Source organism: Embleya sp. NPDC050154 (assembly GCF_044460165.1).
In the GTDB taxonomy this organism is placed as follows: Bacteria; Actinomycetota; Actinomycetes; order Streptomycetales; family Streptomycetaceae; genus Embleya.
The window spans coordinates 19,127-33,108 of record NZ_JBITJP010000006.1 but is presented as its reverse complement, the minus strand read 5'-3'; the positions used below and the strand labels follow the sequence as shown (position 1 = coordinate 33,108).

Genomic DNA, 13,982 nt, shown 5'->3' with positions numbered 1-13,982 from the left:
GCCCCCTAGCCTCGACCAATCTGCCCCCAGACTAGGCGCGTCCGCAGCCCCGGGCTGAGGGTCGTCCCCGGAACCTGGCCGCGCGACCCGCTCTCGGCGCCCGTACGATGTCGTGCGCACACGTCGGCAAAAACTACGCAAGGGCTGACCACGGATGACCTCGCACGCGACGACCGTCCTCACCACGCTGGCCAACGAAGGCGGCAAGCACGAAAACCTGAACCCGGTGGGTGCCGGCATCGGTGCGCTGGCCGTGCTCCTGGTCCTGCTGTTCGTGGTGACGCGGTTCAACAAGGACCGCTGAGCACCTGTCGTCGAATCCGGATCCCGGGATCCGGATCACCGATACCTCCCGTGATCGCCGGGCCGGCCGTTGCCGTCCCGGCGCTTTGCCGTGCGCGTTAAGGTGACGCCAGGTCAGGGGCGGCTGGGGGAGGACCCGATGCGCACATTCGCGATGGGCGAAAAGACGAGGCTGGACGATTCGGCCATCAGGGTGGAGTTCGACGTGTCGGGCGAGGGTCTGGCCGCGTACTGCTTCAGCCTGGGCACGGCGGACCTGGACGTGGTCTGTACGGCCCGGCCGGCGTCGCTGATCAGTGCGGTCGCGCTGGTGGCCGGGGGCACCGGGACGGCCGAGTTCCATGTGGACCTGTCCGCCGTGGACGACGCGGTGGACCGCCTGGTGTTCGCGGTCGGTGCGCAGGCGCCGGGGTTCGGCGACGGTTCGCTGCTTCGGCTGCTCGGCGCGGACGGCGAGATCGGACGCTTCGTGCTGCCGGTCGCGGAGCTGACCCGCGAACGTGCGCTGATCCTGGCCGAGGTCTACCGGCGGGACGGCTGGCGATTCGGCGCGGTGGGCCAGGGCTACGAGGCGGGCGTGGACCAACTCGTGCGCGATCTGGGCGCGGATCCCGAACAGACGCTGATCGTGGCCGCGGTGATGGCGCACGAGGACGCGGTGGAGTCGGTGGAGCCGGTGACGGACGCGGCGGTACACCCGCCCGCCGGCGGCGCGACGCCCGAGGACACGAAGCCCGAGGACACGAAGCCCGAGGACACGAAGCCCGAGGACGCGAAGCCCGAGGACGCGAAGCCCGAGGACGCGAAGCCCGAGGACGCGAAGCCCGAGGACGCGAAGCCCGCCGCCGCTCCGTCCGAGGACGTGCGCCCCGACGACGCGCCGCCCGGCGACGCCACGGCGGCGGCAGCGGAACCGGAGCCGGTCGCGTCCATCGCTGCCGAGCCGGTGGCCGAAGTGGCAGCCGAAGCGGTGACCGAATCGGCCGACGAACCGGCCGCGCCCTCCCCGGCGGAGCACGAACCGGCCCCCGCCGAGCCGTTGCCGGCGCCCGCCACCGGCGTGACCCCACCCGCCGGCGTCTACGAGGGACGCGGCGACAAGGTCCTGTCGATCACCCGCCCGGTCGAGGCCGGCCCCTTCCTGGTCGAACTCGAGGGACGCGGCACCGACAACTTCGTGGTGTGGACGCTGGACGCCGACCTGGAGACGGACAAACTGCTGGCCAACGCGATCGGCGCCTACCGCGGCCGGGCGTTGGTGGACGAACGCAGCAGCCGCACCTCGCGCCTGAAGATCGAGGCCGACGGCGCGTGGACCGTGCGGCTGTTCGGCCCGGAGGCGGCCCGGCCGCTGACCGAGAGGCTGACCGGCACCGGCCCGGAGACGGTGCGCTGGGCTGGCCCGCGCACGGTGCTCGCGATGACGCATCGGGGTACCGGAAACTTCATCGTCGGCACCTTCGCCGACCACGGCGGCGACGAGTCCTATCTCGGTACCCTGGCCAACGCGATCGGCGACTACGAGGGCGAGTCGATCCTGCCCAAGGGTCCCTGCCTGATCGAACTCGAGGCCGACGGCGACTGGACGCTGACCCCGGTCCTCGACTGAGCGCCCCTCCACGACACGCCGAGCCCCCGGCCCCGCACCAGCCCACCACCCCAACGCCCGAAAGCCCGGGCCGCCCGCCTCCGATACCGGAGACGGGCGACCCGCGGCGCGTGGTGGCCCACCCGCTCAGGACTTGCCGGACGCCTGCCACAGCGCGATGCCCAGACCGGCCAGCCCGCTCATCGCGGCCAGTGACGGCAGCGGCCACCGGGCCCGTTCCAGGGCGGCGATGCGGTCGTCGTGCTCCGCGACGACCTTGTCCGTCTGATCGGCGCGTTGCAGCAGCAGTGCCAGATCGCCGCGAGTGGTCGCGAACCCGACGTCCACGCTGCGCCGCAGTTCCACGAGTTCGAGCGCGACGGTCGTGGTGCCGTCACTCGGTTGATGTACCGTCACGAAGCCTCCCGGGAGCCGGTCCCCGGTGTCGGCCCGGCGGTCCGGATGCCGATCGGACCGGACGAGGGATCCGGGTCGGGGTCCGCGTCCGGGCCGGGATTGCGCGAGCGCAACCAGCCCGGCAGCAGCGTGTCGATCACCGGGAGCGCCATGATCCGGGTGATCGCGCCGGCCACCGCGAGGAAGATCGCGACGCCGGCCGTGTGTTCGGGGACCCCGGCGGCGGTCAGCAACATCGGGGCCGCCGCGGCGAGCGCCACCGCGCCCTGGACGAGCGTGCGCAGGGTTCGGGTGGTCGATTCCTTCATGGCATGCCCTCTCAGCTCCACAGCCGGCGCCAGGATTCCGGCCCGGGGTATCCGTCGGCGTCCGATCCGGTCCAGCCCTGGGCCCGCTGGAAGTCGGCGACGTTGTGCCGGGTGTACTCGGTGAAGACGGGGCCGGGCTGGTAGCCGTCGCCGTCGTGGTGGCGGGTGAAACCCTTCGCGATCAGCCGGCGGTCGAGTTCGGTCACCGCCGGGTTCGCGACGTCCAGCCGGAACGCGGATCGCCCGGGGAAGGACGGCACCCCGGCGGTGGGCGGCGGCGGGATGTCCCCGCCCGGCCGAGGCGCGCCCCTACCCACCCACGCGGAGAGCGGGCCGCCGGGGCAGTCGGTCGCGTAGCCGTCGCGGTGGCCCTTGATCTCGTCGCCTGCCGGGCCGTGTGCCCGGCAGTGCTCGATCGCGTCGCGCAGCCCGTGCAGTTGCGCGTCGGTGGGCGTGGTCGATCCGGAGGATCCGACCAGCGCGCACACGGCGTAGTGCCGTTCGTTCAGGGACGTGGTCCCGTTCGCGGAGTTGCGTCGTTCCAGGCCGCGCCCTTCGAACACGCGGCCGTGCTCGCAGACGACGAAGCTGTAGCCGATGTCGGACCAGCCGTTGCCGTCCATGTGCGACTCCTGCAAGCGCCGCACGTAGCCGGCGCAGCTCTCGTGCTCGCCGAACGTGTACGCGGTGCCCAGGTAGTGCACCTTGACGCCCAGTCGGGCGGCGCGGTAGGGGGTCGCCCCATTGGGGGTTCGATAGGAGCGGGCGCCCCATTGGACGCGGGGGACGAGTTGCATGGGTGCCCTCCTCGGGGCAACGAAAAACCCGCGGACACGGGGCCGCGGGTCGGGGTGGGAACGTCGATCGGGTCAGGACGTGCCGGCCGCCTGCGCACGCGCGGCGAGGCCGGTGCCGCCGGAGGTGGAAGCCGACCCGGCGAAGGCGTTGCGGTCGGCTTCGGCGGATCGCGCGGAGCTCGGCCTCGGGTCGTACGGCGCGTGCGTCGGCGGTTCACGCTCGGGATCCGGTGTCGGCGGCACGGGCAACAGGGGGGTCGTCGATCGGGGTGCGGCCGGCGGGAGTTCGGACACGATGTACTCCTAGGTCAGCTTCTCGTGGGTCCAGGCGCCGATGACGTCCGCGCGGAGGGCGCCGGTGCCGCCGGTCATGCGACCGACGAGTTCGACGCGTACCTCCGACATGTGTCCGCCGGGCAGGTCGAAGGGGCCGAACCGGTACTCGTCGGCGTAGAACTTCACCGGTTGGGCCGACCCCTGTGCCACGCCGTCGAGCAGGACCCGGATTTCACCGAACGTGCCGTCGGTGTCGGTCGACGCCTGCGCGGCCACCGAGATCTGCGGTTGCTGTTTGTAGAACAGGCCGGTCACCAGCGTCTTCTGCGCGGTCCCGGACACGAACGGCCAACGATCCCAACCGCCGGGAAACGACGCCTTCATCGGCACCGGCAGATAGGGCCGGCCCAGGCCCGCCTCCGTCGTCTTGACCACGTGGTAACCGCGCGTGTCGAACAGCACGAGATCCTGCGGGGAGTCGCCGCCGGTGAACAGGGCCAGGGCGACGCCGCCCTTCTCGCGGGCCAGGAAGGTGCCACGCTGCGGGCTGCCGTCCGGATGCCGCGGCACGATCCAGCCGGACCACAGGATGGGGTCCGGGCCCTGGCTGCCGACCATCAGCCGGCCGCCCTCGCCGATGGTGAAGTCCCCGTTGAACACCTTGTTCATCGCCGGCCGGATGTTGGCCCGGCCGGCCAGTTCGCGCACCTGGTTCTCCAGCGTGCGCAGTCGGTCCAGAAGATCCTGCGGAATAGCCGCCATCAGCCGACCTCTTCTTCCAGGAACAGCCGAGCGGTCTCGGCCTGACCGCGGTCGGGCGGGGTCACGGACATGCCGACGACGCGGTAGCGGCGGTCGAATCCGCCCGGATACCAGACGTCGCGCACGCGCAGGCGTACGCGCGCGCCGAGCAGGGCCGGGGTGATCCGGCCGTCGAGCCGCACGGTCACCTCGGGGATCGTGTGCTGGGTCCAGGCCCGGTTCAGGTCGGCGATCGCGTGTGCCTCGAGCGTGACGGAGTTCTCCACGGTCGAGTGGTCCGACGAACTGTCCAGCCGGGGCCAGCCCGCGCCGATGCCGTCGGGCACGGTGTGCAGTTCGGACATCTGCGGGTAGGAGACCTCGGCCTGGTTCTCGTTGAGGGAGGCGCCCCGGGACTGCCAGTGGGTGGCCCGTCCGGTGCCGTCCTCGGGGTAGCTGTAGGACAACACCGAGCCCGGGAAGTCCAGCACGATGTCGGCGGAGCCGCCGACGATGCGGGGATGGCCCAGTTGCAGTTCCTTGATCCGACGTCCCGTGGTCGGATCGCGGTAACTGGCCATTCGCCACTCGAACCCGTCGTCCATCTCGGCGAAGCGGGTCAGCAACTCGCCCACTCGGGGCAGGTCGTGGTGATCGATCCTGAGATCGCGACGGACCCCGCTGGGCTTCGACCAGTCGAGCACGATGTCGAGGTGGCCGCCCGGCTGGGTCTGGGCCCACGTGACGACGTCGCGCACGACGTCGAACTGGTCCCGGTCGGTGAAGGTCTGCGTCTCGAAGACGATCCGGTGATCGAGATAGCTGTCCCACGTGGCCGCCTGGATCTCCAGCCCGGCCGGGCCGCCGCGCGCGGGGCCGGTGCGGGTCGCGGTCCACACGATGCCGCCCCACCAGATGTCGCCGTCGCGTTCGAGCCACAGCGCGGTCCGGGCGGGCACCACCTTCAGTGCCCGCCGGGCCAATTCCTCGTTGGGGACCGGGATCGTGCCGGAGAGCGATCCGGGCTTGCCGATGTAGTCGTCGAAGGTCAGGCCGGTCAGCGGCAGGGCGTCGATGACCTGGTCGGAACGCAGATCGCAGAACAGGGCGCGGTAGGTCGGGCTCACGAAGCGGCCTCGTAGCGGAACGAGACGCTCAGGAAGTCGCCGGCCCTGGGGCCGTTCGGGAAGGGCACGTCGCCGAGATTGCCCCAGATGAAACCATGATTGTCCTTCTGGACGTACACCTCTCCGGTCGCCTGCGCGATCTGCGCGACGCCCGTGTACGCCGCGACCCCACTGCGGAAGGCGCTGGCCGATCCGGCGGCGAAGTCGGCGGTCTCCGGCGCGGGGTAGGGCGGGATCGGGAGCTTCCAGAACCAACCGGCGGCCCCGGTGCCCGGGTTCGTCCCACTACCGATGGCCAGTCGCAGGTTGCCGAAGACGGTGCGGCCGATCCGGGCATAGCGCAGTTTCAGCTTGCCGTTGCCGATCGAGGGTGTGCCCTCGGTCGACCGCCAGGCCGGGGTGACCTCGCTCCAGGCCCCCCACGTGCTCGGGGCGATCGTGCCGGGCAGGTCGAACTCCTGCCAGGCGGTTCCGGTCCATTGCTGGAGGCGGCCGGCGAACACCCGGACCTGGCCGACGTGCCCGCCGTCCGCGAGGTCGCTCGCGGGCAGGATGCCGCCGACGGCCACGGTGTAGGTGCGCAGGTCGTCCAGGGCGCTCGCCCAGGTGATCCCGCCGGTGCCGGCGGACGCCTTGGTCGGGACGCGCACGCGCCACAGCGGCAGCGCCGTGGCCGGTACGGCGGGCGCCGCCGGGGTGGCCGTCGGCGTGCCCTTGATGATCTCGAGCGCCGCGCCGCTGACCGCCGAGGCGTCGTACACCTTGTCCTTGACCCGCAGTACGACCAGGTCGATCCGGCCGAACTGCGGGTCGCCGTCGGCGAAGGTCAGGGTCTCGGCCTCACTCAGGGCGACGGGGTAGGCGCCCTGCAGAGCGGTGCCCTGCACGATCGCGCGGCCGGGGGTGATCCGAAGCTGCATCGCCGAGGCGCCGCTCGCTGCGAACGGGGTGCCGCCGGGCAGGACGCCCGATCGGCTGGTCAGCGCGTCGGCGGGGGTCATGGCGCCGAGCGGGGCGAGGCGCGTGTCCTCGCGCGTCTGCCCGCTTTCGAGCAACCAGGCACTGCGTACTGTCATGACGGTCTCCGGGTTCGAGCGTGGTTCGAGTGGGAGTCGGGCTTGATTCGGGCTAATTAACGCGATTTCGAGCGGTTTCGCAGCTTTGGCGCGGGATTCGGGCAAGGTTCCGGTGCGGGACGGCCGGGCCCGGCTCACCAGTGCGCGGTGCGCCAGCGCACTTCGGCTCGGGCTCCCGGGCCGCCGGACGCGGCGCGGAAGGAGAGCAGCGTGTCCCCGGGGTCGAGGGTGAACAACTCCTCGGGCGCGCTGCCCGACTCGGCCGTTTCCTTGCGCGAGGCCGTCCCGTTCAGGAGCACCGATCCGTCGGAGGTGTCGACGGTCAGTTCGTCCCCCTGCGCGAGGTCGATGTCGTAGGACAGCGCGACGCCGGTGGCGGGAAGGCGCAGGCTCGGCCGATCGCACGGCCCGTGGAAGGTGATCAGCGGGGCGATCGGCGCACTGCCGTGATGGGTGACCGTCAGATCCCCCGTGGAGCCGGCCCGACCCCAGGCGAGCGGCCAGGCGAGCGGCCAGGTCAGGCCGTTCTCGCGACTGGGCAGTTCGGTGCCCAGCAGTTGCTCCTCGGGCTCGTAGCGCCGGGGGTCGGTGGCCTGCCACTGGATGGTGGCCTTCGCGACGCCCTGGCCGACGAACCGCCGATCCGTCGGGACGACCCGCTGCAGGACCCGGGCCCTGCACGCGAGCGTCTCGCCGTGCAGCCGGACGGCCAGCCACCGCTCCCGGTGGTCGACGGCGGTGGCCCGTCGCAGGGCACGTACGTGCTCGCGGATCTCGTCCGCGTCGGCGCCGGGGTCGGGCATCACCCACACCTGCGCGGTGATCGTGCGCGGCCCGGCCCACAGCGCGCCCGGCCACGAGCCGTGGCCGGCCGGACGGGCGGCGTCGCCCGTGTCGATCGCGGGCAACTCCTCCCAGCCGCCCAGACCTTCGCTCGCGATCCGGAACGGGGTACCGGGGCCGAACAGCAGGCCGGCGAACTGCACCTGGCCGTCGCCGGTGATCAGCGAGCCGGGGTGGATCTCGGTGGCGGCGGTGGTACTCATGCCGACCCCACCGCGTTGCCGATCTTCCACACCGAGACCTCGCCGGAGTTCAGGGCGTAGCCCCCGGCTCCGCCATGGGCGCGAAACTCCAGGAAGGTCCCGGCGGTCTTGGCCACCACGGTGCCGGACGCGACGCTCGTCGAGTTGCCCGAGCTGCCGCGGATCGTATTGGCGGTGACGCCGGGACCCGCGGGGCTCTGCACGGACCAGATCCGGCCCTCGTTGGCCCCCATCGCGCCGGGCCAGTTCCACTGGCCGGCGACGGCGTAGACACCGGGGGACGGGAGCAGGATCCGGGTCGATTGCGCGGGCGACCACATGCCCGCGCCCGCGGTGTTGCCCGCCACGATCTGTTGCCACGGCAGCACGACCTCGGCGGAGGCCGGGAAGACCGGCTTGTCGGCCGCCGCCAGCCGGATGAACGGCGGCTCCGGGGCCTGGTACGCGACCCAGCCGTTGTCGCTCCAACGCTCCAGCACGCCCGCGTTGTCGCGGTACTGCCCCACGTACGCACCGTTCCCCGTGCTTGCGGCGGGCAGGATGCCGCCCAGGCCCACGGTGTAGCGCCGCTTGGAGGTGACGGCGGTCTCCCAGGCGATGCCGCCGGTGCCCGCGGACACGCCGGCCGGGATCGCCACCTGGTGGAGCACCTCGCAGGTCTTGGGCACGGCCGGTGGCACGGGGGTCGCGGCGGGCGTGCCGGCGAGCACGTCCAGCACGGCCTCGGTTCGACCGGACGCGTCGTACGTGTGGTCGAACACCCGCAGCACCACGAGGTCCACGCGGGGCAACAGCGGGTCGCCGTTGCCGAAGGTCAGTTCGGTCGCGGCGTCGACGGTGACCGCGTATCCGCCCTGGGCGGCGGCGTGTTCGCCGCGGATCCAGGCCTGTCCCGGCGAGACGCGCGCGCTCATCGGCGTACCGCGGCTCAGGTCCAGACCGCCTGGCACGCAGCCGCCTCGGGCCGAGATCGGGAACTGTGGTTCGGGGGACATGAAGACGCCTGCGGCCAGCCGGTGGTCCTCCGCCGTCATGCCGCTGGTGAGTCGTCCTGCGCGTACACGTACTGCCATGTGTCCTCCTGGAGGACGGGCCGCGAGCGGAAGGGCACTGCCGGATCGCGCACGGCGGGTGGATGGGCCGGTCCGGCCCCGGTTTCGGTCCCCGCGGATCTAGAGAAAGGCGGAGCGCCAGGCGAGGTCGAGGCGCGCGGCGGGCTCGGCGTCGGCGGCGCGGAAGTCGATCAGGTTGTCTCCGGGGGCGAGCACCCAGGACTGCTCGGGGGTGCTGCGCGAGGTGGCGGTGTGCAGCCGCGACGAGCGGTCGTCGGCGAGTACGACGCTGCCCTCGCTCGTGTCGACGGCCAAGCGCTCGCCCGGACCGAGGATCAGGTCGTACTCCAGCGTCAGCCCGGTGGTGCGATTGACCAGCCGCGGTTGTCGGACCGGCCCGGTGATCGTGATCGCGGACCAGGCCGGGGTGTTGCCGGAGTTCACCGCCAGGACGGATCCGGTGACGGTGGTGCCGCCGTAGACGAGCGGATAGCTCAGCGGGTAGGTCATGCCGGTGCCGCGTCGGGGCAACGGGGTGCCGGCCGATTGTTCGGCGAGTTCGTAGCGGTGCGGATCCGCGCAGATCCACTGGACGGCGGCCTTCGCGACGTTGCCGACGACCAGTTGGCGATCGGCGGGAAGCGCGCGCTGGTGCAACCGGGCCTTGGCGATGTGGGTTCGGCCGTGGATCCGGACGGCGAGCCACTGCTCGTCCCGGCTTGGGGCGGTGGCCCGCGCGAACAGGTCGAGCGCACGGGCGGTGTCGTCCCGATCCTCGCCGAGCAGCCACACACTCGCGCCGATGACGCGCGGCTGCGCCCAGCGTGCTCCCGTCCAGGAGCCGTGCTGCCACGGTCGGGGCGCGTCGGAACTGTCCAACTCGGGCAGGTCGAACCAGCCGGTGAGCCCCTCCGCCGCGAGGTGGAACGGCGTCCCGGGGCCGATCAGCAGATCGCCCCACCGAACCTGCCCGTCGGCGGCGAGCGGCGATCCGGGAGCGGCACCCGTCCCGGTCATCCGCGTGCCTTGGCCAGGAACATCAACTGCTCGGCGGTTTGACGCGCGCTGCCACTGTTCGACTCGAAGTAGTTCTCGATGTGGAAGCCGCCGCCGGCATTCGCACCCGTGCCGAGGTACTTGTCCAGCTTGCTGAGCGGGATCACCGCCTCGGCCTCACCGGCTTCGCCCAGGATCGCGGCGGTGCCGCCGGACCTCGGGCGTACGATGCCGCCCTTGGCCATCATCGGGAGCTCGGGCAGGTTGATGCCGAACTCCTTGCCGCCGATGCCCGGGACCCAGTTGGGGATCGAGAAGTGGATCTTGTTGACGCCGCGGATCACCCAGTTGATGCCACTGAGCCAGGCGTTGACCGGGCCGCGCAGGATGCTCATCAGGCCCTCGATGACGGGCCGGATGCCGTCGCGAATGCCCTCCCACGCCTTGACCACGGCCGTCTTGCAACGATCCGCGACGGCGCCGAGGCCGCCGAAGTGCTCGATAAGCGGCACGACCAGCGCGATGATCAGGCCGAACGCGCTGGCCTTCATCGCGCCGTTGAGCCCCTTCTGCGCACCCTCGGCCATGCCCAGACCGCCACTGAGTTCGGAGAAGAGCTGCTTGCCCGCCCCGGCACCCTTGCCTGCCTTCCCGACGGACTTCTCGACTCCGTCGGCCTCCGAACCGACTTTGCCGAGGGCCTTCTTGGTCTCGTTCGACTGCTTCTCGAGGTTGTTCAGCTCCCCCTTGAAGCCGTCGGAACCCTTCTTGGCCTTGCCGAAGGCCGTGTCGGCCTGACCGGCCTGATTCTTGGCCTGCGATATTCCGCTGCCCGCCTGGGTGCCGGCCGTACGCAGATTTTGGATCGACGTGCCCAAGCGGTCGGTGGTGGCTTTCGCCTTGGTGAATACCGGGTTCGTTTGGTTCGCCTGGTTCCTGGCCTGCGTGACACCGGCGGCGCCCTGGGTACCGGCGGCCCGCAGATTCTTGATGCTCGTGCCCAGGCGGTCACCTGCGCTTTTCATTTTTCCGAACGCGGTGACGCTCTGGTTCGCGGGATTCCGTACGGCGGTCAGGCCGCTGCTCGCCGACTTGCCGCCGTTCTGGATGTTCCCCATGGCGGTTCTGGTGCTGTTGGCGGTCTTCTGTATCCTGCCGAGTTCGCGTTCGGCTTGCGCGACGCTCTTGCCGACCTGCGATATTCCCCCCTGGGCCGCAGTGGCATTCCCGCGCATGCCTCCGAGAGCCGTGCCGGCCGTACGGGCATCCGCTCCCATCTTCTGTAGTCCACGCGTGACCGCCGTGACCGTTTTCAGCATGGCGGCTCCCCGGTGATTCTCGAACTCATCGCATGTGCTCCTTGGCTCAGGTGTTGAGGGCGGCGACCAGCCTGGTGACGGCGGTATGGAGCGTGTTGATGTCGGGCGTGGTGGGCAGGGCGACCGCTCGCGCGGTCTCGATCCGACGGTCGACGGTGCGCGCGGTTCCACTGGCCCTGACCGCGAGCCTGCGGGTGAGCACCGAGTGGTCCATCGCCTTTGTCGCGGCGATCATCGCGTCACGGTGTTTCTGGTTGAACGCGGTGTTCTGTCGGAGGAGTTTGTCGTAGTTCTCCTCGACTTTACGATCGACCTTCTCGATGTCGTCGTCGAGCTTTTCCAGTTTCTTGTCGACGGCGTCCGGATCCGTACCCCATCCCCTGTTGTGCAGCCATCGGTTCGCCGGTGCGGAGAGATCCTTCAAAGGCTGCAGCTCGAACTTCAGGATATTGAGGCCGATGCCCAGGAGATTGAGCTGGCCGAAGATGCCGTCGATTTCCCACTTGGCAGTATTCTCTTCAGACTTCGCGAAGGCGCGTTCCGGAGCGAGCAGCTTTCCGGCCTCGTCGTATTTGAGGAGATTGCCGGACTGCCCTCCTTCCGCTCCCTTGGCGGCCTCCTGTTTCTTGCTCTCGTCTTCGAAGAGTTTGCCGAACTCGCTCCGGGGAATCAGGTTCGATCCCGGGGCGGTCAGATCCTCGTATTTCTTCTTGAGGGCGCTGACCTCTTGGGTCAGATCCTCGATGGGGGTGGTCATGGCGGCTCCTGGGGTATCGACAGGACGGCCCGTGAACCGAGTACCCGTCCCGGTCAGCTGAAGAAGGTGGCCAGTTCCGCCGGCGACACTTCCGTGGCTCGATCGGAGGGCGCGGGGGCGGCCGCCGTCGGTGGAAGCAGGGAGTCCGGGCGCATCGTCGGTTCGGGGAAGTCCATGGGGGACTGGTCCTCGCCGGAGTTGACCGTGCCGAACATCCAGTTCAACACCGCGAGGTGGTCGACCGCGTTGGCCAGAAGGTGGTCAGTGAGGGACCAGTCGGCGGCTTCGCCGTGGAGTTCGCGGTGGGTGGCCGAGTCGCGGGCGGGCAGGTGCTGGATCAAGACCCTCAGGCGTCGGGAGGAGAGGGTGCCTCGGTGCCAGTCGAGGAGGTCGGTGGCGTAGTGGCGCAGGAGGTCGGCTTCGAGGGCCTCGGCGTGTTCTTCGACGAACGCGGCGAGGCTCAGCCTTCCCCCAGGCCCATCCCCGTTTCGCTGCCGTAGGCGCCCAGGATGGCCGCGACGTCCTGCATGGTGACGTCCTCGTCGGCGAAGCGCGCGTATTGCTCCTCGCCGAGCAGGAGCGCGAGCAGGCCGTCGATGTCGTTGTCGTCGAGCGCCTGGAGCGCCTTCAGTTGCCTGCGCGGCAGTTCGGTCGGGAGCGTGTACTCGCTGTCGCCGACCTCGAACCGCCATTGGCGGCCGATGGCTTCCAGGCGCTGGGCGCGGGCGGCGTTGACGTCGAATCCGGACATGGGTGCTCCTGGCTATGAGAGTGGTGACAGGCGTGACGGGGGGGCGCGGGGCGCCGAGAGGGGAGAGGGTCCCGGCGCCCCGCATGGGGGTCAGACCGCGGCGATGGCGTACGCCGGGTCCGACATCAGGAGGGTGGCCAGCGGCGCCGTGTCGTCCTTGGCGAGCGCCGTGAAGGTGACGCCGAGCTTGATCGCGGCGGTGCGGGTCAGCGCGAGCTCGTCGGTCTCGGTGACCTGGCCTCGGTGGATCACGAAGCGGTACTTGATCGCGTCGCCGTCGGCGAACTCGATGCCGAGCATGCGCTCGTCGACCTTGGGGGTCGAGCCGACCTCGTACTTGTAGACCTTCGAGCCGGCCGAGGTCTCGGTGACGTGGTCGCCGCCGAAGAAGAACGGCAGGGTGTCCTCGTTGAGCTGCATGAGCGCGAACTTCAAGGTGAGGTCGCGGTCCGAGTAGACGAAGCGGGCCGCGCTGACCGACTGCCAGGTGTCCACCGGGTCGATCTTGTCCTTCTTGGTGAACTTGATGCCGTCGGTCGAGGTGTAGCCCAGGTCGACCCAGCTCGCGCCCCAGCCGGCGGTGGTGTCGGCGGGGACCGTGCTGCCGAGCTTGGCGACCAGGACACGCCCGGTGCCGGCGACGCGGATCTCGTTCGGGTTCATACCAGACATGTGTGTTGCCTCCGGATACGAAGAAGGCCCCTCGCGGTGAGGGGCCGGAAGTGCGGTGTGGTGTGCGATCGGTGCTGCGGTGCTGCGGTGCTGCGGTGTCGCGGTGGGGCTCAGCTCGGCCGGATCGACAGCCGGATGGTGCTGAGGTAGCGGTTGCCCGTCGGGTGGTTGTAGTCGGGCAACCAGCGCGGCCCGTCCTCCTCCACCATGTCGGTGACCACCGCGCCGGCATGCGCGGCGGATCGGGCCTGGTGCAGGCAGGTACGAGCCGCCAGCGCGACTCCGTGGGCGGCCGTCTTGGTCGGTCCGTACACCTCGATGTCGACCAGTGGGGCGTCCAGGCGCTGGTCGTCGATCCAGGCGCCGCCGACCCGGGAGATCAGCACGACTTGCTGGGTGCCGTCGAAGCCCGGCGGCGGGCGGTTGTCGACCGTGGCGCCCGCCAGTTCCGGGCGGTTCTTCAGGTAGTCGACGAGGAGCCGTTCGATGTCGGGGAAGACGATCGGTGGGTCGCTCACATGGGAACTCCTTCCTGTGTGGTCCTGCGCGGTGGGAACGGCGGAATCCATCGAAACGGGGATGGAACGTGCGGGCCAGGGCACATGGGTCACCCCGGAGGGGAGGAGGGGGTGGCCCGGCGGGCGATGGCCCGCACGCGAAAGCGGCGGAAGCCCGGCCCGTCGTATCGGGCACGGCTCCGCCGCTGCACCAAGTGTGATCGACCCCCGTCTATCCCGCAACTCGCTTGCCACACAA

18 protein-coding genes are annotated in these 13,982 nt (G+C 70.5%); 2 read left to right on the top strand and 16 right to left on the bottom strand.

The features are described 5' to 3' along the window. The first annotated feature begins 154 nt into the window (after positions 1-154). Positions 155-304: a hypothetical protein gene (locus tag ACIBSV_RS14850; protein WP_395862883.1), complete on the top strand. Its 150-nt coding sequence runs from the start codon at positions 155-157 to the stop codon at positions 302-304. 138 nt (positions 305-442) lie between these two features. Further along, the gene (locus ACIBSV_RS14845; RefSeq protein WP_395862881.1) at positions 443-1,912 is read left to right on the top strand and encodes a TerD family protein; all 1,470 of its coding nucleotides are present in this window, start codon (positions 443-445) and stop codon (positions 1,910-1,912) included. 126 nt (positions 1,913-2,038) lie between these two features. Here the strand turns inward: ACIBSV_RS14845 and ACIBSV_RS14840 are convergent, their stop codons facing one another. The 16 genes from ACIBSV_RS14840 to ACIBSV_RS14765 form a co-directional block, all read right to left on the bottom strand. After that, positions 2,039-2,308, bottom strand: coding sequence for a hypothetical protein (locus tag ACIBSV_RS14840; RefSeq protein ID WP_395862879.1), 270 nt, complete (start codon positions 2,306-2,308; stop codon positions 2,039-2,041). After that, positions 2,305-2,616, bottom strand: a complete 312-nt coding sequence (locus ACIBSV_RS14835) for a hypothetical protein (protein ID WP_395862878.1) — start codon at positions 2,614-2,616, stop codon at positions 2,305-2,307. Before ACIBSV_RS14835 ends, ACIBSV_RS14840 begins: the two co-directional genes overlap by 4 nt. 11 nt (positions 2,617-2,627) lie before the next feature. Further along, positions 2,628-3,413, bottom strand: coding sequence for a peptidoglycan-binding protein (locus ACIBSV_RS14830; protein WP_395862876.1), 786 nt, complete (start codon positions 3,411-3,413; stop codon positions 2,628-2,630). Positions 3,414-3,485: 72 nt separating this feature from the next. Further along, the gene (locus tag ACIBSV_RS14825) at positions 3,486-3,707 is read right to left on the bottom strand and encodes a hypothetical protein (protein ID WP_395862874.1); all 222 of its coding nucleotides are present in this window, start codon (positions 3,705-3,707) and stop codon (positions 3,486-3,488) included. A 9-nt stretch (positions 3,708-3,716) separates the two neighbouring features. Beyond that, entirely contained in the window at positions 3,717-4,451 is a 735-nt protein-coding gene (locus ACIBSV_RS14820) for a hypothetical protein (RefSeq protein WP_395862872.1), read from the bottom strand. After that, positions 4,451-5,557, bottom strand: coding sequence for a hypothetical protein (locus ACIBSV_RS14815; protein ID WP_395862870.1), 1,107 nt, complete (start codon positions 5,555-5,557; stop codon positions 4,451-4,453). Before ACIBSV_RS14815 ends, ACIBSV_RS14820 begins: the two co-directional genes overlap by 1 nt. Continuing rightward, on the bottom strand, positions 5,554-6,633 hold the full coding sequence (locus ACIBSV_RS14810) for a hypothetical protein (protein WP_395862869.1): 1,080 nt from the start codon (positions 6,631-6,633) through the stop codon (positions 5,554-5,556). Before ACIBSV_RS14810 ends, ACIBSV_RS14815 begins: the two co-directional genes overlap by 4 nt. 134 nt (positions 6,634-6,767) lie before the next feature. Then, positions 6,768-7,679: a phage distal tail protein gene (locus ACIBSV_RS14805; RefSeq protein ID WP_395862867.1), complete on the bottom strand. Its 912-nt coding sequence runs from the start codon at positions 7,677-7,679 to the stop codon at positions 6,768-6,770. Beyond that, positions 7,676-8,752 carry a hypothetical protein gene (locus tag ACIBSV_RS14800; RefSeq protein WP_395862865.1) on the bottom strand — a complete coding sequence of 359 codons (1,077 nt, stop codon included), beginning with the start codon at positions 8,750-8,752 and terminating at the stop codon, positions 7,676-7,678. Before ACIBSV_RS14800 ends, ACIBSV_RS14805 begins: the two co-directional genes overlap by 4 nt. 99 nt (positions 8,753-8,851) lie before the next feature. After that, the gene (locus ACIBSV_RS14795) at positions 8,852-9,748 is read right to left on the bottom strand and encodes a phage tail protein (protein ID WP_395862863.1); all 897 of its coding nucleotides are present in this window, start codon (positions 9,746-9,748) and stop codon (positions 8,852-8,854) included. Next, positions 9,745-11,046: a hypothetical protein gene (locus ACIBSV_RS14790; protein ID WP_395862861.1), complete on the bottom strand. Its 1,302-nt coding sequence runs from the start codon at positions 11,044-11,046 to the stop codon at positions 9,745-9,747. The genes ACIBSV_RS14795 and ACIBSV_RS14790 overlap by 4 nt, the downstream gene beginning before the upstream one ends. Positions 11,047-11,092: 46 nt before the next feature. Continuing rightward, positions 11,093-11,803 carry a hypothetical protein gene (locus tag ACIBSV_RS14785; RefSeq protein ID WP_395862859.1) on the bottom strand — a complete coding sequence of 237 codons (711 nt, stop codon included), beginning with the start codon at positions 11,801-11,803 and terminating at the stop codon, positions 11,093-11,095. Between the two features lie 53 nt (positions 11,804-11,856). After that, positions 11,857-12,144, bottom strand: a complete 288-nt coding sequence (locus ACIBSV_RS14780) for a hypothetical protein (RefSeq protein ID WP_395862857.1) — start codon at positions 12,142-12,144, stop codon at positions 11,857-11,859. A 119-nt stretch (positions 12,145-12,263) separates the two neighbouring features. Further along, on the bottom strand, positions 12,264-12,554 hold the full coding sequence (locus tag ACIBSV_RS14775) for a hypothetical protein (RefSeq protein WP_395862856.1): 291 nt from the start codon (positions 12,552-12,554) through the stop codon (positions 12,264-12,266). Positions 12,555-12,644: 90 nt separating this feature from the next. Further along, positions 12,645-13,226, bottom strand: coding sequence for a phage tail protein (locus ACIBSV_RS14770; protein ID WP_395862854.1), 582 nt, complete (start codon positions 13,224-13,226; stop codon positions 12,645-12,647). Between the two features lie 110 nt (positions 13,227-13,336). Then, entirely contained in the window at positions 13,337-13,744 is a 408-nt protein-coding gene (locus ACIBSV_RS14765; RefSeq protein ID WP_395862853.1) for a hypothetical protein, read from the bottom strand. Positions 13,745-13,982: the final 238 nt, after the last annotated feature.

Coding starts and splice junctions, on each gene's coding strand:
- ACIBSV_RS14850 (WP_395862883.1), top strand. CDS start 155: ATGACCTCGCACGCGACGACCGTCCTCACCACGCTGGCCAACGAAGGC.
- ACIBSV_RS14845 (WP_395862881.1), top strand. CDS start 443: ATGCGCACATTCGCGATGGGCGAAAAGACGAGGCTGGACGATTCGGCC.
- ACIBSV_RS14835 (WP_395862878.1), bottom strand. CDS start 2,616: ATGAAGGAATCGACCACCCGAACCCTGCGCACGCTCGTCCAGGGCGCG.
- ACIBSV_RS14830 (WP_395862876.1), bottom strand. CDS start 3,413: ATGCAACTCGTCCCCCGCGTCCAATGGGGCGCCCGCTCCTATCGAACC.
- ACIBSV_RS14820 (WP_395862872.1), bottom strand. CDS start 4,451: ATGGCGGCTATTCCGCAGGATCTTCTGGACCGACTGCGCACGCTGGAG.
- ACIBSV_RS14810 (WP_395862869.1), bottom strand. CDS start 6,633: ATGACAGTACGCAGTGCCTGGTTGCTCGAAAGCGGGCAGACGCGCGAG.
- ACIBSV_RS14805 (WP_395862867.1), bottom strand. CDS start 7,679: ATGAGTACCACCGCCGCCACCGAGATCCACCCCGGCTCGCTGATCACC.
- ACIBSV_RS14800 (WP_395862865.1), bottom strand. CDS start 8,752: ATGGCAGTACGTGTACGCGCAGGACGACTCACCAGCGGCATGACGGCG.
- ACIBSV_RS14795 (WP_395862863.1), bottom strand. CDS start 9,748: ATGACCGGGACGGGTGCCGCTCCCGGATCGCCGCTCGCCGCCGACGGG.
- ACIBSV_RS14790 (WP_395862861.1), bottom strand. CDS start 11,046: ATGCTGAAAACGGTCACGGCGGTCACGCGTGGACTACAGAAGATGGGA.
- ACIBSV_RS14785 (WP_395862859.1), bottom strand. CDS start 11,803: ATGACCACCCCCATCGAGGATCTGACCCAAGAGGTCAGCGCCCTCAAG.
- ACIBSV_RS14775 (WP_395862856.1), bottom strand. CDS start 12,554: ATGTCCGGATTCGACGTCAACGCCGCCCGCGCCCAGCGCCTGGAAGCC.
- ACIBSV_RS14770 (WP_395862854.1), bottom strand. CDS start 13,226: ATGTCTGGTATGAACCCGAACGAGATCCGCGTCGCCGGCACCGGGCGT.